The sequence below is a fragment of the Pseudarthrobacter sp. NPDC055928 genome (assembly GCF_042270935.1).
GTDB lineage: Bacteria > Actinomycetota > Actinomycetes > Actinomycetales > Micrococcaceae > Arthrobacter.
Genome location: NZ_JBHJZH010000001.1, coordinates 537,327 through 560,407, shown reverse-complemented (window position 1 = coordinate 560,407; position 23,081 = coordinate 537,327). Strand labels below are relative to the sequence as shown.

The following is a 23,081-nucleotide window of genomic DNA, read 5'->3' as shown; positions in this document are numbered from 1 at the left end:
CGAAACCGACTCGAACCGACGGCCCGTCCCGCCAAGGGACGGGCCGTCGGCTGTTAGGGGTTGGGGCTTAGGCAGGCAGCCGCGCGTCCCTGCCTACGGAACATTCGACGTCGCGCTTTCCTCTTAGGAGAGGCCGCGAACAGCTTCCGGGAAACCTCTTGTAATACAAGTATCCAACTTGTAGTATCAGACTTAAGAAAACGTTTCCTCGTTTTCACATCCCCAGCAACATGATCAAAGAAGATCGGAGTATCCAGTGCCGCTTTTTCCCCGTTCTGAGTCTGCTGCCCGGAACCATTCGGCAGAGACACCCTCCAACGGCGCACACCGCAGGTTCCGCAAGACAGGCGTGGTGGCTGCTGCAGCCGCCGCCGTTCTTGCCCTGAGCGCCTGCGGCGGGGGAGCCGCTCCACAGAGTGCCGACGGCACCGTGGAACTGCGCTTTTCCTGGTGGGGCAGCGACAAGCGCGCCCAGCTGACGCAGGCGGCAATCGCTGCCTTCGAGGCCGAGAACCCCAAGATCAAGATCAAGCCCGAGTACGGCGACTGGAGCGGCTACTGGGACAAGTTGGCCACCCAGGTAGCCGCCAACGACGCTCCGGACATCATCCAGATGGACGAAAAGTACATCACGGAGTACTCCAGCCGCGGCGCCCTGCTGGATCTCTCCAAGTACCAGATCGACACGTCGAAGCTGGACGAGGCCGCCCTGAATGCGGGCAAGAGCGAGGATGGCCTGACCGGGATTGCTGCAGGCATCAACGCGGCCACGATCATCGCCAACCCGGCCGTGTTCCAGGCCGCCGGCGTGCCGCTTCCGGATGACACGACCTGGACCTGGGAAGACTTCGGCCGCATCTCCGCCGAGATCACCGAGAAGTCCCCGAAGGGCACGTACGGCTCTGCCGCCTACGGCACGGACGAGGCATCCTTGGGCGTCTGGTTGCGCCAGAACGACAAATCCCTCTACACCTCCGACGGCAAGCTGGGTTTCGAGCCGGCCGATATTGCCCAGTGGTGGGAGTTCCTGAAGGAGCTTAGCGAGAAGAAGGCCGTTCCGTCGGCGTCGGAAGTTGTGGAAGCCGAAGCCGCGCCGCTGGACCAGAGCGGCCTGGCCACCGGCAAGAACGGGCTGGCCTTCTGGTGGTCCAACCAGTTGCCGGCACTCGAGAAAGCGGCTGGAAGTGACCTCCAGATCCTGCGGTTCCCCTCCAAGACCGGGAAGGCTGCCGACACACAGCTCTGGTACAAGGCATCCCAGTTCTGGTCCGCTTCCTCCCGGACCAAGCACCCTGAGGAAACGGCCAAATTCATTGACTTCCTGGCCAACAATGAGAAAGCCGGAGAAGCTCTCTTGGCTGACCGTGGCGTGTACCCCAACACAGACGTCCGCGATGCCATTGAATCGAAGCTGACTCCCGCTGACATCAAGGTGGTCAAGTTCATCGACCAGATCAAGGGCGAGCTCGGTGAGGCTCCTGCCGCGCCGCCGAAGGGCGCCGGTGCAATCCAGGAGATCATCAAGCGGTACACCTCAGAGGTCCTCTTCAACAGGCTCTCAACGGATGAGGCCGGCAAGAAAGCCCACGACGAAATGAAGTCGGCAATCAGTAGCTAAAGCGCACACCCGTCTAGTCCGCACACCGCTGTAAAGGCTCCGGAAGTCCTTAGCATCCTCTAAGAACGTCCGACGGCGGGTGGCAGCTCCGTCCCGGCAGGAACCACTGGATCCCTGCCGGGACGGAGCTGTTTCGCATAGTCGACCTTTTTTCCATCACTACGCGCGGCCACGCGCCCAACCCATGCCGGACTTCCTCCCGCACGATCTCCCTTAGACCGTCGGACCAGGCTTCTTCGGGCAGGGTCCTGAAGCCAAGGCGCTCATAGTAGGGCGCGTTCCATGGGACGTCGCTGAAAGTTGTCAACGTCATTCCCTGGAGGCTGCGTGCGGCGGCCCAGCGTTCCACATGGTCGATGAGGGCGCTGCCGAGGCCTTTGCGGCTGTGCGCAGGGTGGACGCTGACCTGTTCGATGTGGGCCCTGCTGTCAATAACGTCTACGAGGATGTACGCGATGGGATTGTCGGCCGGGTCTGTGGCCACCCAAGCCCTGCCATCGCGCAGGTAGGGCGCCAGATCGCTCTGAGACGGTGGGGTGTCGTCCGCTATGGCGTCCATCCCGAGCCCGCGAAAGAGTACTCCGGCGGCGATCTCAATGTCACGGATACCGGAGATGTCTTCTGGCTTGGCCTCCCTGATCACCTGTCCAGTATTGCCCAGATGGCCTCTTCTGGGAGGCTCCGGATTTCCTTGGCGTGCGGAATCAGCTTGCCGGGCGTTACGTCGACTTGGCGGCTCGACTGCGGGTACAGCCTTACCGGGCAGCCTTGATCTGCGTTGGACCTGGGCTGCCTATGTTTGGTGGTGGTTGCGTTGGGGTTTTTGGTGGGGGTCGATGTGGGGTGGGGGGATGAACCAGGGGATGCCGGCTTTAACCTGGATTTGCCACTGTTCTTTGTGGACGAGGTGGTGGTGATGGGTGCAGAGCAGGGTGCCGTTGTCGGTGCTGGTGGATCCGCCGTGTGACCAGTAGGTGATGTGGTGGGCTTCGCACCAGGGCGCAGGGACGTTGCAGCCGGGGAATGCGCAGCCGTGATCGCGGGCGGTGATGGCTTTGCGGATGTGCGGCGGGAAGATCCGGGTGGTGCGGCCGATGTCCAGGATGCGTCCTTCGCTGCCGAGCAGGACGGGGATGATGTCGGCGTCGCAGGCGATTTTGCGGACCGTGGCGGGGGCGGCGGGGCCCGTGAACGCGAACGATCCGGTGCCGGGAATGCTGCCGTGATCCGGGGTCCCGGTGCGGGGGACCCTGCCGGTTTCGCGAGTGTTGTGGTGCTTCAGGGTGGGGTTGGTTGGTTGAGGGCGGTAGCGGGGTCCTTGGGTGGTGGCGTGTTCAAGGCGGTCCAGGAGGTCGCGGTAATCGATGGTGACCATAACTTGGGGGCGGAGTCCGCCGGTTGCGGGGAGGGTGCCGGTGGCCAGTGCTGCCTTGCAGGCGCCGACGAGGCCGTCGAGAAGTTGTTGTGGCCGAGTGCGCCGGTCCAGGTCGGATTGAGGGGCGGCACCGGTATCCCCGTTGTCCCCCTCGTCCGTGGTGCTGCCGGCCCCGCTGTCTGGGGTGCTGGTGGCGTCGCTGCCGCCGGTACCGGTGGTGGTGTGGGGATTGCCTGCCTGGGTGCGGGGGTTGGTGGCGGTGTTCATGACGGTGATGAGGTGTTCGTATTGGTCGGGGGTGGCGAAGATTTCCACATGGTGCAGTCCGCGGCGGGCCTGGCGGAGGAAGGCGCCCTGCCGGTGGCGGAGTTCGTGTTCGGTGGGTTCGGTGCCGTCCTGGTCGATCGCCTCGGTCCAGCGGCGGGCGATTCGGGTGAGGAAGTCGGTGTCGTTTTCTGCGGCGGTGCGGGTTAGGGCGTGTTCCATCCGGGTGGTGGTGTCCGCGGAGGCGTGGTGCCGGACGCGGTCCAGTGCCAGGGTAATGATGGTTGCGGGGCGGGACGCGACGGTCCCTGCTGCGACGGCGGTAGCGAGTTCGGGGCGTTCGGCGGGCTGGGTATCTCCGGTGATCCCGGTCCGGGGCAGCACCGCGGCGGCGAGACTGATCCGGCGGTGGGCTTCGGAGACGCTGACCCGGAGCCGGGCACGCAGGAACTCGGCGGTGTTCTTGCAACCGTCATCGGCCGGCGACACCGGAACAGGCGGAACAGACTGTGCGGTGAAGCCGGCGCGGCCAAAGGTGGCGGGATCGGCCGTGCCATGAGGCCAGGAAGCGTCGGTCTCATCAAGCGTTTCGGTGCCGTTATCCCACCCGGTGATCCAGGAACCGCCGTTCCGGGTCCGTGCGGTTGCTGCGTCGGCGATGGCCTGAGTGCGGGTGCGGTCCACTGCGCCTGCACCCAGGACCTGCAGGTACTCCACCGACCGGGAGAGGTCCTCGACTTGGCTGGCGTACTCGGCGGCTTCCGCGTAGCCCGCCATTGCCAGGAAGCCCGGCCCGGCCGCCGCGGCAGCTTTCACGACGGCGATGGCCTCCGCAAGCACCGAAGCATCCGGCGGCCCGGCCGGGCTGGGCAGGCACGAAGCAGCTACCTCCGAGGTTGGAACGAACTGCTTGTCGGACCGGGCAGCCCTGACGCCGCCGTCGAACGCCCTGCCCCTGGAAGCGCCCCCAACAGGCGTGTCAGCGCGGGTGAGCAGGGCGGCTGCGCCGCCGTGCCCCACCCGCTGAACCCTAAGAACTTCCATAGGAATACCCTGCCAAAGGGGTACGACAATCTTGCTGTTCCTAGACCGCCAACGAAAAGAAGGGCCTTAGTCCTCCGCGATCACCGCCACGCCACCGCCCTCAATCGTGCCGCCAAATCGGTCTCCGCTGAGCAGGTCCGTTCCGGCGGCCCGGACAGAGGCGGAAGAGCGCGAGTGGTTGATGGCGAAGAGGAAGGAGCTGCCGTCTGCGGCGCGGCGGCGCGTGAGTTCCACCCCGGAATCTGCCTGCGTTAGAGGCGCAACTCCGGATTCAGCCAGCAGCCTGTCCACCACTGACTCGATACCGTCATGGTCGGGGAATGTGGCCAGGTACCACGCAGCCCCGGACCCTACAGCATGCCGGGTCAGCGAGGGCACACCCTCAAGGGGGTAATCGGTGAACGTCTGAAGCGCTTCCGCCCCGGCCAGGTGAAGGTGCTCGCTCCACACGGACGAGACACCGCCGTCGCTCAACTTCAGTTGGGAGTCCGCCAACAGCGGATGGAACTCCTCCACACGAATGCCCAGCAGGTCACGGAATGCGCCAGGGTAGCCACCCAGCCTGATGTGGTCCTTTTCGTCAACTATCCCGCTGAAGTAGGTCACCAGAACCGTGGCGCCCGCGTGAGCGGCAGCCGCGATGTTGGTGGCCGCGTGGTCGGTGACGGAGTACAGGGTGCAGACGAGGACCAGGTCGTACCCCTCCAGCGAGGCGGAGGGGTGGACGATGTCCACGGAGATCCCGCGCAGGAACAGCGAACGGTGGAATGCGCGCAGGACGTCGAGGTACTTTACGTCCTGGCTTGGCTTGGAGTCGATCTCGCTGGCCCACCATGCCTCGTAATCGAAAACGATGGCAGCCTTGGACTCCACGCGGGAACCCCGGACTGGCGCGAGCCGCTTCAGTGCAGACCCCAGCTCCACCACTTCGCGCCACACCCGCGTATCCCGGCCGCCGTGCGGAACCATGGCCGAGTGGAACTTTTCCGACCCGGCAAAGCTTTGGCGCCATTGGAAGAACATGACGGCATCCGCCCCGCGTGCCACATGCGCCAGGGAGTTGCGCAGCATTTCCCCGGGCATCTTGGGCTGGTTGCGCGGCTGCCAGTTGACGGCCGACGTCGAATGTTCCATCAGGATCCATGGGTCGCCGCTGGCAATACCTCGGGTGAGGTCCGCGCTGAACGCGAGTTCGATCTGGCGCTCGGGATCGGCGGCCACGAGGTAGTGGTCGTTGGCGATGACGTCCAGGTCCTTGGCCCACTCGAAGTAGTCCATCGACTTGGTGGCGCTGGAGGCCATCAGGTTGGTGGTGGCCGGAATGTTGGGAGTGACTTCCCGAAGCACCGCCACCAGCTCGCGGTAGTAGTCCATCAGCGCCCACGAGTTGAAGCGCTGGAAGTCCAGTTGCTGGCCCGGGTTGAGGGTGGAGGGGGCGACGGCGGGCGGCAGGATTTCGTCGAAGGAACCGTAGTTCTGGGACCAGAATGCCGTTCCCCAAGCTGCGTTGAGGGCAGCTATGCTGCCGTAGCGGCGTTCCAGCCAGCTGCGGAACGCGGCGGCGTCCTCCGGGCCGTAGAACTCGGAAACGTGGCAGCCAAGTTCGTTGTCTACGTGCCACAGCGCCAAGGCGGGATGGTTCTTGTAGCGTTCGGCGATGATGCGGGTGATACCCGTTGCATAACGGCGGAAAACGGCCGACGACGGCGAGTAGTGCCGCCGGGAGCCCGGTCCCAGCACGGTCCCGTCAGCCGTGACTGGCAGGATCTCGGGGTGCTTGCGAACCAGCCAGGCCGGGGGAGCGGCCGTTGCCGTTGCCAGGGCAACCTTGATCCCGTTGGCGGCGAGGTTGTCCAGGACTTCGTCCAGCCAGCCGAAGTCGTATTCGCCTTCGGCAGGTTCCAGCAGTGCCCAGGAGAAGATTCCAACGCTGAGGAAGGTGACGCCGGCTTCCTTCATCAGCTCCAGGTCTTCCAACCGGACACTGGCGGGCCACTGCTCAGGGTTGTAGTCGCCGCCGTAGGCGATCCCTTCGACAGCGTCCCAGACACTCGCCGGGCCTGATCGTTCCTGCAAAGTCATGTGACTCCTTTGTCTGATGCTTGGAATAAAACGTACATGAAAAGAGATGTTTGGAAAACGCTTGCCCGCTACCAATAATCCGGCTATTGTATCGTTTCAGAAGGTGTGTAAGCCAGCTCACTGCTCGCGTTGTAGATAAATGGGTTTGGGCTTACACGGAACGAGCAAGGAGGCTCTCATGATCAACAGAAGGCATTTCCTCACCACCGTGGCCATCGGCACCGCATCTGCCGCTGCACTCGCGGCCTGCGGTACCGGCTCCACAACCGCCGGGGAAACCGGCTCCGCGGAGAACCCCGTCACCATCAACTACACCTGGTGGGGCAACGACGACCGTGCTGAGCGCACCCGTAAGGCCATTGCCCTGTTCGAAGAAAAGAACAAGGACATCAAGGTCAACGGCAACTTCACCGACTTCGCCGGATACTGGCAGAAGCGTGCAACCGAAGCCGCCGGCGGTGGCCTGCCCGACGTCATGCAGTGGGACCTGTCCTACATGCGGGACTACGGCCAGCGTAACCAGCTCCTGGACCTCGGCACGGTCAAGATCAACACGGACGCCTTCGACAAGTCGCTCCTGCCCTCGGGCCAGATCCGTGGCAAGACTTACGGCATTCCCACCAGCACCAACGCCTTTGCCGTGTACTACGACCCCGCCAAGCTCGCCTCACTCGGCATCGCCGAACCGGACGGCACCTGGACCTACAAGGAATACAACGCGTTCCTGGCCGAGGTCGGATCCAAGGGCAACGGCGCGCTCTTCGGCGGCACCGATTACACCTCCGTCTGGTGGATGTTCAACATCTGGCTCCGCCAGAATGACATCGCCGCCTTCACCGATGAGGGCAAGCTTGGCTTCACCAAGGATGACCTGAAGAAATGGTGGAACCTCACCGCCGACCTTCGCGGCACCCCCGCCATCGTTTCCGAGGAACGCACCACCCAGCTCGCTCCGAAGTCCCCGTTCGGCTCGAACGTCACCGCCACTGAGGTCACCTGGGATAACTTCATGGCCGGCTACCTCGCGGACAGCGGCGCCAAGGAGCTCAAGCTCGTACCGGTTCCCTCCGACGATCCGGATAACCTGGGCCTGTTCCTGAAGCCCTCCATGCTGATGGTCGCCAGCGCCAAGACCAAGTACAAGGACGCCGCTGCCCGGTTCATCGACTTCATGGTCAACGACCCCGAGGTTGGCCAGATCTTCAAGACCTCCCGAGGCGTTCCGGCCTCCAAGACCCAGCGCGACGGCACCACCTTTGAGGGCACCGACAAGCTGGTTGTTGACTACGAAAAGTCCATCGAGAAGTACCTCAAGGACGCCCCCGAGCCGCCCATCGTCGGCTTCGGCACGCTGGAAGCTTCCTTCAAGCGCATCAGCTCCGAGCTGAACTACGGCAAGGTCACCGTGGACGGCGCAGCGGACGCGTGGTTCAAGGAAGCCGAAGACCTCATCAAGCAGAACGCCTGAGCAGTTTTATTATCTGCCCTTGCGTTCCCAACTGACGGATTGAACTCGTGACTCAAAGCCCAACCCTGAGCAGGCGTTCGACGCAGTCCGCTCCCTCGCAGCCGCGCAAGTCGCGGCAGCGGGGGGCGGACGCCCGCGCCGGCTACACCTTCCTGCTGCCCTGGCTGCTGGGATTCATCGTCCTGACCATAGGTCCGATGGTTTCCTCGCTGTACCTGTCCTTCACCAACTACAACCTCTTCGATCCGCCCAAGTGGATCGGCCTGGACAACTACACCACCATGTTCCAGGACGAGCGGTTCCTGCAGTCGGTGGGCGTGACCGTCGGCTACGTGGTCTTCGGTACTCCGCTCAAGCTCGCCGCCGCGCTGGCCGTGGCGATGCTGTTGAACAGTGCGCGCAAGGGCCAGGGCTTCTACCGGTCCGCGTTCTACGCCCCGTCCCTGATCGGCGCGTCCGTTTCCATCGCCATCGTCTGGAAGGCGATGTTCGGTGATTCCGGTCCGGTGGACCAGGGCCTGTCCTTCTTCGGGATCAACCTCGGCGGCTGGGTGGGCAACCCGTCCATGACCATGCCGATGTTCATCCTGCTGACCGTCTGGCAGTTCGGTGCCCCGATGGTGATCTTCCTCGCCGGCCTCAAGCAGATCCCGGCTGACCTGTACGAAGCGGCCTCGATGGACGGTGCCGGCCCGGTACGGAAGTTCTTCAACATCACCTGGCCCATGCTCTCCCCGGTGGTCTTCTTCAACCTGCTGATGGAAACCATCCACGCGTTCCAGATCTTCAGCTCGGCCTACATCATTTCCAACGGTGAAGGCGGCCCCGCCGGCTCCACCCTCTTCTACACCCTCTACCTGTACCTGCGCGGCTTCAGCGACTTCCGGATGGGTTACGCCTCGGCGATGGCCTGGCTGCTCCTGATTGTCGTCGGCATCATCACCCTGATCATCTTCCGCACCTCCAAGTCCTGGGTCCACTACAGCGGAGACGCAAAATGACAACCATGGCAACCCCCACCCAGTCCACACCGGACGCGCAGTCGCCGCACTACAACCCCAAGGCCGAATCGGTCGGGACCAAACGGGCCAAGAGCGTGGCCTTCCACATCGTCGCCATCGCCCTCACGGCAATAGTCCTCTACCCGGGCCTGTGGATGATCGCCTCGTCCTTCAAGCCGAATTCCGAAATCGGCGGAACGAACACCTCGCTGTGGTCCAACAACTTCAGCTTCGACAACTTCATCACGGCCATGGATGGAATCGGCGGGGTGACCACCCTGCAGTTCTTCACCAACTCCCTGATCCTGGCCATCGGCGCCGTCGTCGGCACCATCCTCTCCGCGTCCGTCTCTGCGTACGCGTTCGCGAGGATCAAGTTCCCCGGCCGCAGCATCTTCTTCGGCATGATGATCGCCACCCTCCTGCTGCCCTTCCACGTGGTGATCATCCCGCAGTACATCATCTTCAACCAGCTCGGCCTCGTGGACACCTACATTCCGCTGCTGATCGGCAAATTTCTCGCCGCCGACGCGTTCTTCGTCTTCCTCATGGTCCAGTTCATGCGCAACCTCCCGGCCGAACTGGACGAGGCGGCACGCATCGACGGTGCAGGCCACGTGCGGATCTTCACCTCCATCATGCTCCCGCTGATGAAGCCGGCGCTGATCTCCACCTCGATCTTCTCCTTCATCTGGAGCTGGAACGACTTCCTCGGCCCCCTGCTCTACCTGAACACCCCGGAAAAGTACCCGCTGCCCCTGGCCCTGCGCCTGTTCGTGGACCAGACCCAGTCCTCGGACTACGGAGCGATGATCGCCATGTCCGTCCTGGCCCTGCTGCCCGTACTGATCTTCTTCCTGGTGTTCCAGCGCTACATCGTTGAAGGCGTCTCCACCCAAGGCCTCAAGGGCTGATAGAGAATATGAGCACTATGGACAGCACCACACCCGCTTCAGGCCGCAATGAACCGATCCCGGTAAACCGCTTCGCACTGTTTTCCGAGACCCTGCTGGCCGGACTGTTGGTGCTGGTGCTGTCCATTCCGCTTGTCACCATTCCTGCTGCCTACGCGGCCGGTATCGCCCACCTTGAGCGGCACCTCTCCGGGCGGGACGATTCCCTCCGCGGCCTCTGGGGCACCTTCAAGGCTGCCCTGCCCGGCAGCTGGAAACTGGGAATCACGACGGCGGCAGCCGCCGTCGTGATTGTCCTGAACCTGTTGCTCGCAACAGTTGGGCAACTGCCCGGCAGTGCCGTGGTCCTCCCGGCGACGCTCATCCTGGCAACGGCCGGTGCGGTCCTGCTCCTGCGCACCACCGCAGCCTGGTCCGACTTTGCCGGCCCTGCCTCCGCCGCCCGCAACACCCCGGCGGCCCCCGGCGCACCCGCTGAAGCGCCGCCGTCGTCCGCCTCCAAGTCCGCGTCCTGGTCCTACGCCCTGGAAACCGCGAAGGCCCTGTCGCTCCGCGATTGGACCGGCTCCCTCCTCCTCGTGGCCGCACTGTTCGCCGCCGTTGTTTTCGTGTGGATGCTTGTAGCGCTCTTCGTGGTAGTGCCCGGCACACTGATCCTGGCTGCGGCGTCGGTAAAAATGCGTTCCACCCGCGTCCAGTAATTCTCTTCCTTTCACCTTTCCTACCGAGTTGAGTCCGACGTGTCTTCCGACCGCCCCCAGTCCGCAGAGTCCCTTCGTCACCGGAAAGGCCCGGTTCGCTGGTACTTTCCGCTGACGCAGCACAACTACCGCCTCTATATGGGGATGACCCTGGCCGGCAGCATGGGTGTCTGGATGCAGCGCCTGGCCCAGGATTGGCTGGTGCTCCAGCTGACAGGCAGCCCGGCTGCGGTTGGCGTCGCCGTGGCACTGCAGTTCCTGCCCATGCTGATCGTGGGTCCGCTCAGCGGCCTGCTGGTGGATATCTTCCCCAAGCGCCGCGTCATGATGGTCTGCCAGTCCGTGATTGTCCTCCTGGCCGCGGGACTGGCAGCCTCGGCCGCCACCGGCAACATCACCGTATGGATTGTTTATGGAAGCTGCATCGCGCTGGGCATCACCTCCGCGATCGACGGTCCTGCCCGGCAGGTTTTCGTCAATGAAGTAGTGGGCGACGCCGGCCTCCGGCCGGCAATCGGCCTCAACAACGCCATCGGCCAGCTCGGCGCCATGGCCGGGCCAGCCCTGGGCGGGGCGGTCATCGCCTACGCCGGATCCGCGGCGGCCTTCGCGTCGAACGCCTTCCTCGGCCTGCTGGTCCTGGGCATGATTGCCGGCATCCGGCCCGCCCTCCTGCACACGGACGCCCCGGCTGTCCGCGGACACGGCCAGCTCCTGGCCGGGTTCCGGTATGTCCGGGACAGGCCTTCGCTGCTGCTCATTATTGCCCTGGCAGGATTGCTGGGTGCCTTTGGCATGAACGGACCGGTAGTGCTGGCGGCCTTTGCGGAACGTGTGTGGCATAACGGCGTGGAAGGTTTTGGCCTGTTCAATACGGTGAGTGCCGTCGGTGCCCTGGCTGGCGCCCTGCTGGCCGCCCGCCTCCGGACTTTTGGGCGGAAGGGGATCGTGGCCGCTGCCGGCCTGTTTGGCCTGGCGCAACTCGTGGCGGCGCTGATGCCCAACCTGGTTCTCTTTACAGTGATGCTCGTGGTGGTGGGCCTGATGACCCTCCTGTTCCTGACCAGTGCCGCTACTGCCGTCCAACTTGAAGCCGGCCCGGAAGTCCGCGGCCGGGTCATGGCCCTGTACCTGCCGTTGCTGCTCGGCGGCCACGCCCTGGGTGGCCTCCTGGCCGGCTGGCTTACTGAACAGTTCGGCGTCCGCACGGGCCTGGTGGTCACCGGCGTCCTGGGCATGTTCTCTGCCCTTGTCATTGGCTTCCTGCTGTGGAGGAATTCACGTCGGACTGGCCCAACTAGGTAGCAGTTGATGTCGTTTTGGACCGTCAAAACGACATCAACTGCTACCTAGTTGGGATGGGGGACGCTGGTGAGGATTCCTTGGCTGGCGTGAAGGTCCACGTGCCACTGTGGATCCGGAAATCACGCGGCGCCTGATTGCCAAGGTCAGCGGTTCCGCCCCCGGCGCCGTGGTGCGCGGCACCGCCTGGACCGGAACGCACGACGGCGGGTCCCGCCGTCGGGCCTTGGATTGCGTAGGTGCCGGCAGGCAGCCGTACGGTCGCCGTGACGCCGGCCGGAACCGTGCATTCGAGCTGCATGCCGGCGGATGTCCGCCGCCAGCTGACAAATACCGCGCCGTTGGGCACTGGGACTCGTCCTTTGGCATGTTCCAGTCGGCAGATCGGCGGTTCGATGAGCACCTCACTGCCTCCGGGTACGGTGACCCGGACGCCTAGCAGGAACTCCAGGATCTCCTTAACCACGGAGGCCGACCAAGCGTGGGACTGGCTGTAGTCGGTGCCGTCGACGAGGTCCCAGGCTTCCCACGTGAAGCTGGCGCCCTGCCTGAGGAGCCGCGCCCACCCCGGCTGGTCCGCAGACGTGAGTAGGTCCAGGGCCGCGTCGATCTGCCTCTGGGCCAGGAGTGCTCGGACCAGGCGGTGCACGGTCATGGGTCCCTGCCGCATGCCCTGGCCTGCGATCCTTTGCGCATCAGCGGCTGCGTGGGAAGGGTCGGTGATGCCGAGGGACAGCGGGAAGGACGTGGCGTGTTGGGAGGCGTGGGTGCTGGGGGTTCCGTCGGCGTGCAGCCCGTCAATCATCACGCCGTTCACGCGCAGGCGGGTGCGGATGGTTTCCGCGAGGGCGCCGGCGTGGCCGGCGTACCGGACGGCCGCGTCCTCCTGCCCGGCCAGGCTGCACAACCGTGCCGTGGAGATCAGCGCTGAGTAGGCCTGGGCGTTGACCGTGGTTTTGGCGGCGCAATCCATGTCGTAGCCGAAGCGGCCGGGGGCTGGCCAGTCCACGATGCCGTGCAGGTAGGGGCCGGAGCCGCCGCCGAGGTCGGTGACCAGTCCCGCCGTCGGGCTGTCCGTGGCGAGGTACCGCAGGGCGTAGTCCGCGGTGTTCCGGAGGTGGGGGAGCAGTTCCGCTACGAGGGCGAGGTCTGCGGTGCGGTGGTGGTATTCCTCGGCCCATTCGGGCATCATGAGCGAGAAGTCGGGGATGTCCCGTTTGCCGTCACCGTTGGGGTAGACGGCGTTGTAGCGGCCCAGGTCCTCGCCGTTGGTCCAGTAACGGGAGGCGGACCAGCCGAATTCGCGCAGTGCCTGGGCGGTGTAGGCGTGTTCGCCGAACAGGGCCATGGTGGCGTAGGAGATGTTGACGGCGTCGGCCAGGAACTGGCCTTTCTCCCGTGTGGGTGTGTCCACGAACTGTTCCTGGATTCCGTGCAGCGCGGAGTCGCGCAGCAGCCCGAACACCGAGTCCAGGGTTGGGTCGGAGCTGCTGAAGCTTCCCTCGTCCGGGTGCCGGCCGTGGACGACGACGGCGCCCACCCGGGACAGGTCCGAGGCCTCCACGCCGGGGAGTTCCAGATAGCGGAAGCCCAGATGCACGGTGGCGCGGAACTGCTGCAGTCCGTCTGCCTGCGTGTACGGGAAGGACATATCGGTGTTCTGGCTGGCCGTTTTGCCTCGGTCTACCCGGCCGTCCGCGTCCAGGGTGTAGCCTGCCCGGATGATCAGCGTCCGCCCGGACACGCCCGTGAGGAAGTCCACTTCCGGGCGGGCCGGGATGACCTTGCCGAAGTCAGCCACAAGCGTGCCGTCAGTGGCGGTCAAGAAGGACTGCGGGGCGACAAACGTCTCGGACATGGAGGTTCGCCGGGGGTGCAGCGCCGGAAACTGTGGGACCGGGTGGCGGCCGTAGCTCAGGGCCGGTGGCATGTCCTGGCCGGCATCCAGCGTTGCCGCGGCTTGCCCGTCGAAGTGTTCCACGGGATCGCCCTCATCGTTGCGGTAGCCGGCCTGCCGGTACGGCGCCTCGGTGGCCGTCCAGTCCGGGCCGGAGCCGAAGACTTCGCGGCGGCCGTCCGTGTAGTCCACGCTGAGCCGGACCAGCAGGCCGGGCAGGCCAGCGGCCCTGCCTTGGCCGGGGCCATACCAGTGCAGGAGGGCGGTCAGGGGAACCTCGACGGGTTGGTCAAGCGGGGCTGGTTGCGCCCTTTTGCCGGGCTGGTGTTGCTCTCCCGAGGGTTCGGGCGGTCCCGGAGGCTGAGCAGCGAGCAGCGCGGTGACGTCGGCGGCGTCGTAATATCCCTCACCGGGGTAGGCGAAGGAAGTGGTGCTGAGGCAGGCAGTTCCGCCCAGGGCGATCTGCGCGTGATGGCTGGCTGCAGCGAAAAGGCGTGCCCGGGCGACGGTCCCCGTGAGCCGGAGAGTGCCGCGGAAAAGCGTCCATTCATCGGGCTGCCGGTGTGCCGTGGTGCGGGCCCAGTGCCCCAGGAACGCGCGGGCCTCGTCAGGGCTGTTGCTGAACTGGTGGTCCAGGAGTACTGCATTCTCCGAAATTTCGCCGCCAGCAACAGCTGTATCCGGCCCGGCCGCGATCCGCAGCGAAGCGTACTCGGCCTGGCTACGCGGACCCTGGTGCAGGGCGAAACGGCCCTCAAACCCGGCGGGGAGCGGCTCATTAACGGTGAGCAGCTCAACGCCGTCGAGGGCAACGGTGATAGTGGTGCCGTCGTCGGCCACAGCCAGGTCCTGCCACGTGCCGGGGAACAGGTCCTTGCCGGGCAGCCTGTCCTGGCTGGCCACGGCTCTGCGGTCAAGCTGGGCGCTGGCCAAGACCTCGGTAGCCGGAGTGGCGGCGGCGGGGATTTCCCAAGCGGGGGCGCGGCGGAGTACTACGTGGCCCGCGGTGTCCAGTTCCAGTAACAGTCCAGTGCCCGCGCCGTTGCTGCGGAAGAGCAATCCGGCCCAACCCATGACCGGCCTGAGGCGGGCCTCCAGTGTGAAACGGCGAGCGGGAGTGCATGGAACCGAAAGGAACGGCGAGCCGGCAACTCGGAGGGCGCCTTCGAGGACCTCAAGCGGAGCCTGGCCGCCAGGTGCCCGGTGGATCCAATCGGCACCCCACGCACGGTCCGAAAGTCCGGTGCTGAATGGCTCTGCTTCAGACCATGGCCCGGGATTGCCTCCGGCGTCGCTCACCCGGACCCGCCAGGTGTAATCCGCATCCTCGGCCAGGTCCGGACCGCCATAAGGAACCCCGGATTGGCGGGCCGAGGGAACGGGGCCGGAGAACCAGACTTCGGCTCCCGCCGAATCCTTGACGGCAATTTCGTAGCCGGTTTGGCGGGCCGCGGCGGGATCGGCATCCTGCGGCTGGTTCACCCGCCACCCGAATACCGGCCGCAGGGAAGCAGTGAGGCAGGGGGTCAGGCCGTCAGTCAGCAAGCCGGAAGCCTGCAGTTCGCCTCGACGGGTAAGAGTCGGGGTTGTTTCCTGGACGGGGGAGAGGCCCATCAGGAAGCAGATCCGTACGCCGGAAGTGCCCAGGGAAGTCCGAGTTCGCTGAAGGTTGCGTGCTCTTGCGTGGCACGCTCCAGCGCCTCCTCGATTCCGACGACGACGGCGTGGGCGGCGTCGCCGTCACCTTCCCACTGGACATAGTCAGGGCTGATCAGGGCTGGCTGGGGTGCCGTCCGGATGGCTTCCAGCACCAGCATGAAGGCGCCGCTGTCCACGAGCGGGCTGATCAGTGCTGTGCCTTCGCGGCGGTGGGCGATGAGGTTCTCCGTGAGGTCGTCCCGGCCGAAGACCTGCTCGGTTTCCCCTGAGGGCGTGCGTACAGTGAGGCGGTCCTCGGTGTAGTGGAACACTGCCTCGCCCTGGGAGCCCTGCAGCGTCACATACGGTTCCACAGATTCCGTGGCGCAGATAGTGAGCGCACACGTGACGGGCAGTCCCGTGTTGGTGCGGATCCGGATAACGGAGGTGTCGTCGGATTCGATGTCGTTGGCATGGTAGAGGTCCGTTTCCACGGAAGCAACGTCCTCGACCGTGCGGGCGCCGGCGATGCGCAGCGCGGTGGCCACGGCATGTGCCAGGGGATTAGTGGCCACGCCGTCTACCACGTCGACGCCGTCGATGCTTCGTTTCCCGGCCCAGCGGGAGCGCTGGTAGTAGGCCTTGTCGCGGACCCAGCGGCCGGTGGCAGAGATGCCCTGCAGCGTGCCGATGTCTCCGCTGGCCAGTAGTTCCTCGATGGCCTGCAGCGCGTGTGAGCCCAGGCTCTGGAAGCCGATCTGCACGCTCCGGCCTGATGCCCGTGCGGCATCGCAGAGGGTGTTGAAGTCGGCCAGGGACGCCACCGGCGGCTTCTCCAGGTACAGGTCGGCGTTGGCGGTGAGCGCGGCGAGGCCCAGCGGGGCGTGGGTCTGGATGGGGGTGGCCACAATGATAAGTTCCAGGCCTGATGTGGCGGCAAGCAAGTCGGTGAGCCCGGGGAAAACGGCCGCAGTGTCCGGAACGGATCCCGGCGCCGGAGGCTGGGGATCGGCAACCGCAACGAGTTCGACGACGCCGGCAGCCTGCAGTCGCTCAAGGTTGCGCAGGTGATGGGTGCCGAAGCCGTGGACGCCGACCAGCGCCACTCGGGCCGGTGGTAGAGGCCCAGCCGCGGGTTCGGGGCTCCATCGATGGGAGGGGGCAGGCTCGTCGGCCTGGACAGGCTCTTCATTTCGGGACTGTGACTCGGCGGCTGTGCCGGCTGGCTTTCCCATCGGTCTCCGTTTCTGCCCGCAGGCATCAAAACTCAGGTCCGGCGGCAGCATCGGGATGGCGCCGGAGCAGACGTTGCGCCGCTCCCTTCATGCCGGCGTTGGCACGCGGGAACGGGGCCGAAACGCCCTGGCCCTTGCAGGAGGTTTCCCAGCAAGCGCTTTCCAAGATCCAGTGTGGACCACGCCGGGGTGGTGAGTCCAGCAATGTAACGATTCAAAAACTAGCTTGACCTGCCCGGCATGAGGGGTCTAGATTGCGAGAAACCGATTACTCACGTGACGCCCGCCACTCTGGAAGCGTTTCTGCAACGACGGAGAACCGAAGGGAGCTTTGCCATGCTGGCTGGAAATTTCAGTTCACGCGCCTACTCGTTCTTTGACACCCTGCTGTGGATCGCCTGCCTTAACCTGCTGTGGATCCTCTTCACGCTGTTTGGCCTTGGCGTACTCGGCGCCGGACCGGCGACGGCTGCGGCGCAAATCCTGGTCCGGCGGAGGGCCCGGGGAGAAGCAGCGCCGTTGCTCAGGTCCTTTGCCAAGGAGTACTGCGCGAACTTCGTCCGTGCTAACGCGCTGGCGCTGCCCGTCATGGCGGTGGCCTTGGCCCTGGCCATGAACTGGAACTACTCGTCCGGCGGGAGGGACCTGATGTCCCAACTGGTCGCGGCCGGCACATTTGTGGCGGCTATCTTCCTTGCCGGTGCGGCCTGCTACCTCTTCCCCATGTATGCCCGCTACGAACTGCCTCTGGGCCAGTACCTGATGACCTGCTCCCGCTTCGCTATCCGCCATCTGGCGGGCACCGTGATCCTGCTGTTCGTCACGGCTGCGGCTGTCTACGCGAGCCGCGCGTTGCCGGGACTCATCCCGTTCTTCAGTATCGGCGCCTGGCTGTACGTGACCGGCTGGCTGTGCGACCGGTTCTTTGCCGCCAACGACGACTCCGTCGCGGCCCTTGCCCTGGCGGAGGAGGGGGCCGGGAATGCCGGGGCCCGCACGGGTGGCGGCAGCACCGCCGTCGGACATTCCACGCCCCAGGGGGCACCCGTTGGATGAGCCGTACGCCACCGGGCTGCACCAAGGCGCGGCCTCCTTCGGAAGCCACCGGGAGGTTGCCCTGCTCAGCGCACGCAAAGTCCTTGTGAGCTGCAGTGAAACGTATCAAATGCTGGCCCCAGCCGGCACGAAGTTACACGTGAACCGCACCAACTGATCCGCCGGAAAAATACCGGAACCAACCCCAAAGAAGTGGAAAAGGAACAACATGATCACTAGGAAATTCAGCCTGGCCGCCGCCGTCGTGACCGCCACGGCCCTGACCCTGACCGCGTGCGGTGCCGGGGAAACTCAGTCAGCGGACCTGGCCACCATCAATGTGATGGCTCCGTTCCTGGAAGCGCAGCCGCCCACACCTGATGGGGCCGTGCAGCAGAAACTGGAAGAACTCACCGGCAAGGACGTTAATATCACCTGGACGCCCAACGCCTCCTACGAGGACAAGATGAACATCACGCTGGCGTCATCCGAGATTCCGCACGTCCTGGTGGTGCAGAGCAAGTCCCCGGGGTTCGTCAAAAACGCCGAGGCGGGGGCATTCTGGGACCTCACCGACAAGCTCGACGCGTACCCCAACCTGAAGTCCACCTTCCCGGAGGTGGAACAGAACGCCAGCATTAACGGCAAGGTCTACGGTGTCTTCCGTGCCCGCAATCCGATCCGCTCGGCCGTGATGTTCCGCCAGGACTGGCTGGACAAACTGGGCTTGGAGGCTCCGAAGACTACCGAGGACCTTTACAAGGTGGCTAAGGCCTTCACTGAACAGGACCCGGACGGCAACGGCCAGGCCGACACCTGGGGCATCACCATCCCGAAGTGGGGTGCCTTGGGGTCCAACAGCCCCTACGACATGATCGAGACCTGGTACGGCGCCGGCAACCGCTGGACCGAGCGGGACGGGAAGCTGATCCCGAGCTTCGAGACCGAAGAGTTCATCGAAGCCAACCGCTTCGTCAAGAAGATGGTGGATGAGAAGCTCATCAACCCTGACTTCGCCACTTTCGATGGCACCAAGTGGAACGAGCCGTTCTTCAACGGCAAGGGTGGGATCATCGTGGACGTCGACTCTCGCGTCAGCGTCCTGATCAACCTGTTCAAGCAGGCCAACCCGAACGACTTCGAGAACAAGGTGGGCTTTGTTGGTGGGCTCGAAGGCCCGGATGGTGAACTGCACACGCATCCCACCGACGGCTACTCCGGTTTCCTGGCCATCCCCAAGACCAGCGTCCGCACCGAGGCTGAGCTGAAGACAGTACTGGAGTTCCTGGACAAGATGAACTCCAAAGACACCGCCGTCCTGCTGAACAACGGCATCGAGGGCGTGAACTTCACCCTCGAAGACGGCAAGGCCGCCACCATCAAGCCTGAGACCCCTGAGGGCAAGGTAGTCAATACCGATATCAAGAGCTACGCCCAGTTGGGAACCAACGTCACGGGCAACAACTTCTACCCGGTCAAGCAGGCTTCCGAGTACGAGCAGGAAGTCTTCGACCGGCGTATTGAGGTCATGGCTGAGGACCTCAAGAGTGCCGTCTACAACCCGGCCGCTGCTTTCGTTTCGCCCACCTACGTGGCCAAGGGTGCGCAGCTGGACAACATTGTGGCCGACGCCCGCATCAAGTACCTGGCCGGCCAGATCGATGAGCAGGGCCTGAAGGACGCCATCAAGCTGTGGAAGACCAGCGGGGGCGACAAGGTCCAGGAAGAAATCAACAAGCTCTGGCAGGACAGCAAGTAAATGTCGGCCCCTGTCATCGACGCCCAGGCCGCGGAGCGGGGGCAGTCTCCTGCCCCCGCTCCGCGGACCCGCGGCAAGTTTTCGGTCCATTTCGCGCACTACAAGTGGCTGTATCTGTTGCTGCTGCCGGGTGTGGTGTATTTCGCGGTGTTCCGCTACGCCCCGATGTACGGGGTGTCCATCGCGTTCAAGGACTACGTCCCGTTCCTTGGGGTGAACGGCAGCCCGTGGGTGGGGTTCCAGCATTTCCAGGACTTCTTCTCGAACCCTGACTTCGCCCGGTTGCTGGGTAACACCCTGATCCTGGCCTTCCTGAACCTGGGGATCGCCTTCCCTCTGACCATCGTGCTGGCGTTGCTGCTGAACGAGGTCCGCCTTTCCATCCTCAAGCGCACCGTCCAGACGCTGGTCTACATCCCGCATTTCCTGTCCTGGACCATCGTGGCGTCCTTGAGCTTCCTGCTGTTCGCCTTGGACTTCGGCCCGCTTTTCCTGTTCATCAACAACGTGCTGGGAACGGACATTGACTTCCTCTCCGACCCTGCGTGGTTCCGGCCGCTGATTGTGCTGCAGGAGATCTGGAAGAACACCGGCTGGGGGACCATCATCTTCCTCGCAGCCCTGGCCACCGTGGACCAGGACCAGTACGAGGCCGCGATCATCGACGGCGCCGGACGGTTCCGCCGGGTCTGGCACATCACGCTGCCGGGGATCCGCTCCACCATCATCGTGATGCTCATCCTCGCGATCGGGCAGATGCTCAACACCGGCTTTGAGCAGATCTACCTGATGACCAACGCCCTGAACCGCGATGTTGCCGACGTCTTCGACACCTATGTCTACTTCGTGGGCATCACCCAGGGCGCCTACAGCTACTCCACCGCGGTGGGCCTGTTCAAGTCACTGGTGGGCATTGTGCTGATCTTCGGCACCAACGCCCTGGCCAAGCGATTCAACCAGAGCGGACTGTTCTAATGAAGATTCACAACACCACCGGGGGGCGGATCTTCGACGCCGCCAACTATGTGTTCCTGACCCTGATCGGCGTCATCACGCTGCTGCCGTTCGTCTATGTGTTCGCCGGCTCCTTCGCCACCGAAGCCGAAATCACCCGCAGGGCCTTCTTCGTCTGGCCCGAACAGTTCTCCCTGGGCGCCTACGAATACATCTTCTCCACTCCTGCGTTCATCCGCGCCCTGGTCACCACAGTCCTGGTCACCGCCGTCGGCACCGTGGTGCAGCTGATCCTGACCGTGACCATGGCCTATCCACTGGCCAAACGGAACCTCCGCGGCCGGCAGCTGATCCTGTCCCTGGTGGTCTTCGCCATGGTCTTCTCCGGCGGCATGATCCCCACCTTCCTCCTGGTCAAGGACCTGGGCCTGCTCAACTCCTACTGGGCGCTGATCCTGCCGGCGGCGATCAACCCGTTCAGCCTGATCATCATCAAGAACTTCTTCCAGGAGCTCCCCGCCGAGCTGGAAGAGTCCGCGAAGATGGACGGCGCCACCGAAGTCGGAATCCTCTGGCGGATCCTGCTCCCGCTCTCCAAACCCGTGCTGGCAACGTTCGCGCTGTTCTACGCCGTGGGGATCTGGAACGACTTCATGTCACCCCTGCTCTATCTGAGTGACAACTCGAAGTGGACCCTGCAGATGTACCTGCGCCAGGTCACCGCTTCCTCGGACCTGCTGGGTACCGGCAACGTGGACCCGAACTACATCCCCCCGGAGCAGGGCATCAAGTTCGCCGTGATCGTGGTGGCCACCCTGCCCATCCTGATCTTCTACCCGTTCCTGCAAAAGCACTTCGCCAAAGGCATGCTGATCGGCTCGGTCAAGGGCTGACGCCGCATCGGAGCGCCGACTCAAACCAACAGAAAGCACAGTATGAAAATCCTGCTCGCCGGAGATTCCACGGTGGCCAACTGTCCCACCCAGGAGTACCCCATGAGTGGCTGGGGCGCGCACCTGCCCCGGCACGTATACTCCTGGGCCGCTGTATACAACTTCGCCAAGGGCGGGGCCAGCACGGAGTCCTTCCGTGAGGAGGGGCTCTGGGGACAGCTCCTGGAAACCGCCGCTGAGGGCGACCTGGTCCTGATCCAGTTTGGCCACAACGACCAGAAGAAGGTCCATCTCGCAGCCCGGACCGGTTATGCCGCCAACCTGCGCACCATGGTGGCGGAAGTCCGGGCCTTGGGTGCCGTGCCGGTGCTTTGCACCTCCGTGGAGCGCCGGCACTTCCTGGATTCGCCGCCGTCGGATGCTGTCCTGGAAGAAAGCCTGGAGGACTACCCCGAAGTGGTGCGGGAGATCGCTCTCGAACTGCAACTGCCCGCCGTCGACCTTAACGCCTGGACCCGCGGGCTGTACCTGGAGCTGGGGGTTGAGGAGTCGCAGTCCCTGTTCTGCCATTTCGGGCTAGGCGAGCACGCCTTCTGGCCAGCCGGGCTGGCAGACAACACGCACTTCTCCCAACGCGGCGCGTCCCTGGTGGCGGAGGAAGTTGCCACCCAGCTGGGACGGCTCGGCTTCGGCCTCGGACAGCCAGGCTTCGAGGAAAGCTCGACGGCGGGACTGATGGCTGAGGATTTCACGACAGCGGGAAGGGGCTAGGTGGGCGCGGCGCAGGCCGGTGCCGGACTGCTGTACAGCAACCCCCTCGCCGGACCGGCGGATGTTTCGGGCTGGGTAGCGGAAGGGCCGCTGAGCCTGGGCAGCCACAATGGCGCACTTGCGCTGTCTGGTGCGCTGGACGATGAGGAGTTCGGGGACCAGGCGCACTGGACGTTCTGGTGCCCGGAGGAGTTCCCGGACGGCATCCGGATCAGCTGGGAGTTCCTTCCCCTCGCCGAACCTGGCCTTGCCATGCTGTTCTTCTCGGCCGTGGGCCAGGGCGGGCGCGACCTGTTCTCGGCTGACCTGGCACCGAGGACCGGTTACTACCCGCAGTACCACTCCGGCGATATCGATGCCCTCCACGTCTCCTACTTCCGCCACAAATACGAGTCCGAACGGGCCTTCCGTACCTGCAACCTCCGGAAAAGTGCCGGCTTTGAACTGGTAGCCCAGGGCGCGGATCCGCTGCCGCCCACCGAGGACGCCGTCGATTTCTACCTGCTGGAAGTGGTGAAGGACGGGCCGCTTGTGTCGTTCGCCATCAACGGGCTGCCCCTCTTTGAATGGTCGGACCCGTCCGGAAAAGTGCTGGGCGGCGGCCGCATCGGCTTCCGCCAGATGGCACCGTTGAAGGCCGCCTACCGGAATTTCAGGGTGGAGAAGATCTAGGGCCCGCTACGCCTGGATCGCGCGAACCCTGAGTTCCTCTGCTGGTCCGAAGCCAAGCCGCCGATAGAAGCTTTGCGATTCGGAAGAAGGGGAGAGGACCATGCGTGCCGCACGAATGCGCTCGGAGAACTCGATGGATTCCGCCACTAGTTTCCTCCCGACGCCGCCGTTCCGAAAAGCCGGAAGTACGTAGACATTGCCCAGATAAACCCAGCACGAAGCTTGCTTGCCGGGCTTGGGCATCCGCTGGAAGACCAGCAAATTGAGCATGCCGATCAACTGGTTATCCTGCTCGGCCACAAAGAACTTGCGCGGGTTCGCTTCCATCCAGTTGAGGTAGGCATCTACAAAGCAGGGGTCATGGGGAGTAGTTGGATCCTGCTCAGCTGCCCACGTGGCCCGCAGCGATGCGAGGCCCCTGAAGTCGTCCGCCCGGGCTTCACGTATCATCACCATGC

18 protein-coding genes are annotated in these 23,081 nt (G+C 64.4%); 12 read left to right on the top strand and 6 right to left on the bottom strand.

Annotated elements, in window-relative coordinates:
- Positions 1-256: 256 nt before the first annotated feature.
- Positions 257-1,618, top strand: coding sequence for an ABC transporter substrate-binding protein (locus ACFC25_RS02690; RefSeq protein ID WP_376043882.1), 1,362 nt, complete (start codon positions 257-259; stop codon positions 1,616-1,618).
- Positions 1,619-1,667: 49 nt separating this feature from the next.
- On the opposite strand, the gene ACFC25_RS02685 is transcribed toward ACFC25_RS02690, so the two are convergent.
- The 3 genes from ACFC25_RS02685 to ACFC25_RS02675 form a co-directional block, all read right to left on the bottom strand.
- Complete coding sequence (locus ACFC25_RS02685) at positions 1,668-2,261, bottom strand: GNAT family N-acetyltransferase (RefSeq protein ID WP_376043881.1); 594 nt, start codon at positions 2,259-2,261, stop codon at positions 1,668-1,670.
- Between the two features lie 150 nt (positions 2,262-2,411).
- Positions 2,412-4,301 (bottom strand): DUF222 domain-containing protein, encoded by a 1,890-nt coding sequence (locus ACFC25_RS02680; protein WP_376043879.1) that lies wholly within the window; start codon positions 4,299-4,301, stop codon positions 2,412-2,414.
- A 66-nt stretch (positions 4,302-4,367) separates the two neighbouring features.
- Positions 4,368-6,383, bottom strand: coding sequence for a beta-galactosidase (locus ACFC25_RS02675; protein ID WP_376043877.1), 2,016 nt, complete (start codon positions 6,381-6,383; stop codon positions 4,368-4,370).
- 178 nt (positions 6,384-6,561) lie between these two features.
- On the opposite strand from ACFC25_RS02675, the gene ACFC25_RS02670 reads away from it, so the two are divergent.
- From ACFC25_RS02670 to ACFC25_RS02650, 5 genes are read left to right on the top strand one after another with little or no spacing between them, the layout of a single operon-like run.
- Positions 6,562-7,851, top strand: a complete 1,290-nt coding sequence (locus tag ACFC25_RS02670; RefSeq protein WP_337346026.1) for an ABC transporter substrate-binding protein — start codon at positions 6,562-6,564, stop codon at positions 7,849-7,851.
- A 47-nt stretch (positions 7,852-7,898) separates the two neighbouring features.
- The gene (locus ACFC25_RS02665; protein ID WP_337346027.1) at positions 7,899-8,852 is read left to right on the top strand and encodes a sugar ABC transporter permease; all 954 of its coding nucleotides are present in this window, start codon (positions 7,899-7,901) and stop codon (positions 8,850-8,852) included.
- Entirely contained in the window at positions 8,849-9,766 is a 918-nt protein-coding gene (locus tag ACFC25_RS02660) for a carbohydrate ABC transporter permease (protein ID WP_376043876.1), read from the top strand. The genes ACFC25_RS02665 and ACFC25_RS02660 overlap by 4 nt, the downstream gene beginning before the upstream one ends.
- Before the next feature lie 8 nt (positions 9,767-9,774).
- Positions 9,775-10,467, top strand: a complete 693-nt coding sequence (locus tag ACFC25_RS02655) for a Poxvirus protein I5 (RefSeq protein ID WP_376043875.1) — start codon at positions 9,775-9,777, stop codon at positions 10,465-10,467.
- Between the two features lie 39 nt (positions 10,468-10,506).
- Complete coding sequence (locus tag ACFC25_RS02650; RefSeq protein WP_376043873.1) at positions 10,507-11,772, top strand: MFS transporter; 1,266 nt, start codon at positions 10,507-10,509, stop codon at positions 11,770-11,772.
- Positions 11,773-11,812: 40 nt separating this feature from the next.
- On the opposite strand, the gene ACFC25_RS02645 is transcribed toward ACFC25_RS02650, so the two are convergent.
- On the bottom strand, positions 11,813-15,280 hold the full coding sequence (locus ACFC25_RS02645; protein WP_376043871.1) for a family 78 glycoside hydrolase catalytic domain: 3,468 nt from the start codon (positions 15,278-15,280) through the stop codon (positions 11,813-11,815).
- On the bottom strand, positions 15,280-16,539 hold the full coding sequence (locus ACFC25_RS02640) for a Gfo/Idh/MocA family protein (RefSeq protein WP_376043869.1): 1,260 nt from the start codon (positions 16,537-16,539) through the stop codon (positions 15,280-15,282). The genes ACFC25_RS02645 and ACFC25_RS02640 overlap by 1 nt, the downstream gene beginning before the upstream one ends.
- Positions 16,540-16,875: 336 nt before the next feature.
- On the opposite strand from ACFC25_RS02640, the gene ACFC25_RS02635 reads away from it, so the two are divergent.
- The 6 genes from ACFC25_RS02635 to ACFC25_RS02610 all read left to right on the top strand — a co-directional run bounded on the left by ACFC25_RS02635 (position 16,876) and on the right by ACFC25_RS02610 (position 22,623).
- Positions 16,876-17,595: a DUF624 domain-containing protein gene (locus ACFC25_RS02635; RefSeq protein WP_337346033.1), complete on the top strand. Its 720-nt coding sequence runs from the start codon at positions 16,876-16,878 to the stop codon at positions 17,593-17,595.
- Positions 17,596-17,803: 208 nt separating this feature from the next.
- On the top strand, positions 17,804-19,333 hold the full coding sequence (locus tag ACFC25_RS02630) for an extracellular solute-binding protein (RefSeq protein ID WP_376043867.1): 1,530 nt from the start codon (positions 17,804-17,806) through the stop codon (positions 19,331-19,333).
- Positions 19,334-20,308: an ABC transporter permease gene (locus ACFC25_RS02625; protein ID WP_376043865.1), complete on the top strand. Its 975-nt coding sequence runs from the start codon at positions 19,334-19,336 to the stop codon at positions 20,306-20,308.
- The gene (locus tag ACFC25_RS02620) at positions 20,308-21,180 is read left to right on the top strand and encodes a carbohydrate ABC transporter permease (RefSeq protein ID WP_337346036.1); all 873 of its coding nucleotides are present in this window, start codon (positions 20,308-20,310) and stop codon (positions 21,178-21,180) included. Before ACFC25_RS02625 ends, ACFC25_RS02620 begins: the two co-directional genes overlap by 1 nt.
- A 42-nt stretch (positions 21,181-21,222) precedes the next feature.
- The gene (locus tag ACFC25_RS02615; protein ID WP_376043863.1) at positions 21,223-21,951 is read left to right on the top strand and encodes a rhamnogalacturonan acetylesterase; all 729 of its coding nucleotides are present in this window, start codon (positions 21,223-21,225) and stop codon (positions 21,949-21,951) included.
- The gene (locus ACFC25_RS02610; RefSeq protein WP_376043861.1) at positions 21,952-22,623 is read left to right on the top strand and encodes a DUF1961 family protein; all 672 of its coding nucleotides are present in this window, start codon (positions 21,952-21,954) and stop codon (positions 22,621-22,623) included.
- Positions 22,624-22,629: 6 nt separating this feature from the next.
- On the opposite strand, the gene ACFC25_RS02605 is transcribed toward ACFC25_RS02610, so the two are convergent.
- Positions 22,630-23,079 carry a GNAT family N-acetyltransferase gene (locus ACFC25_RS02605; RefSeq protein WP_376043859.1) on the bottom strand — a complete coding sequence of 150 codons (450 nt, stop codon included), beginning with the start codon at positions 23,077-23,079 and terminating at the stop codon, positions 22,630-22,632.
- Positions 23,080-23,081: the final 2 nt, after the last annotated feature.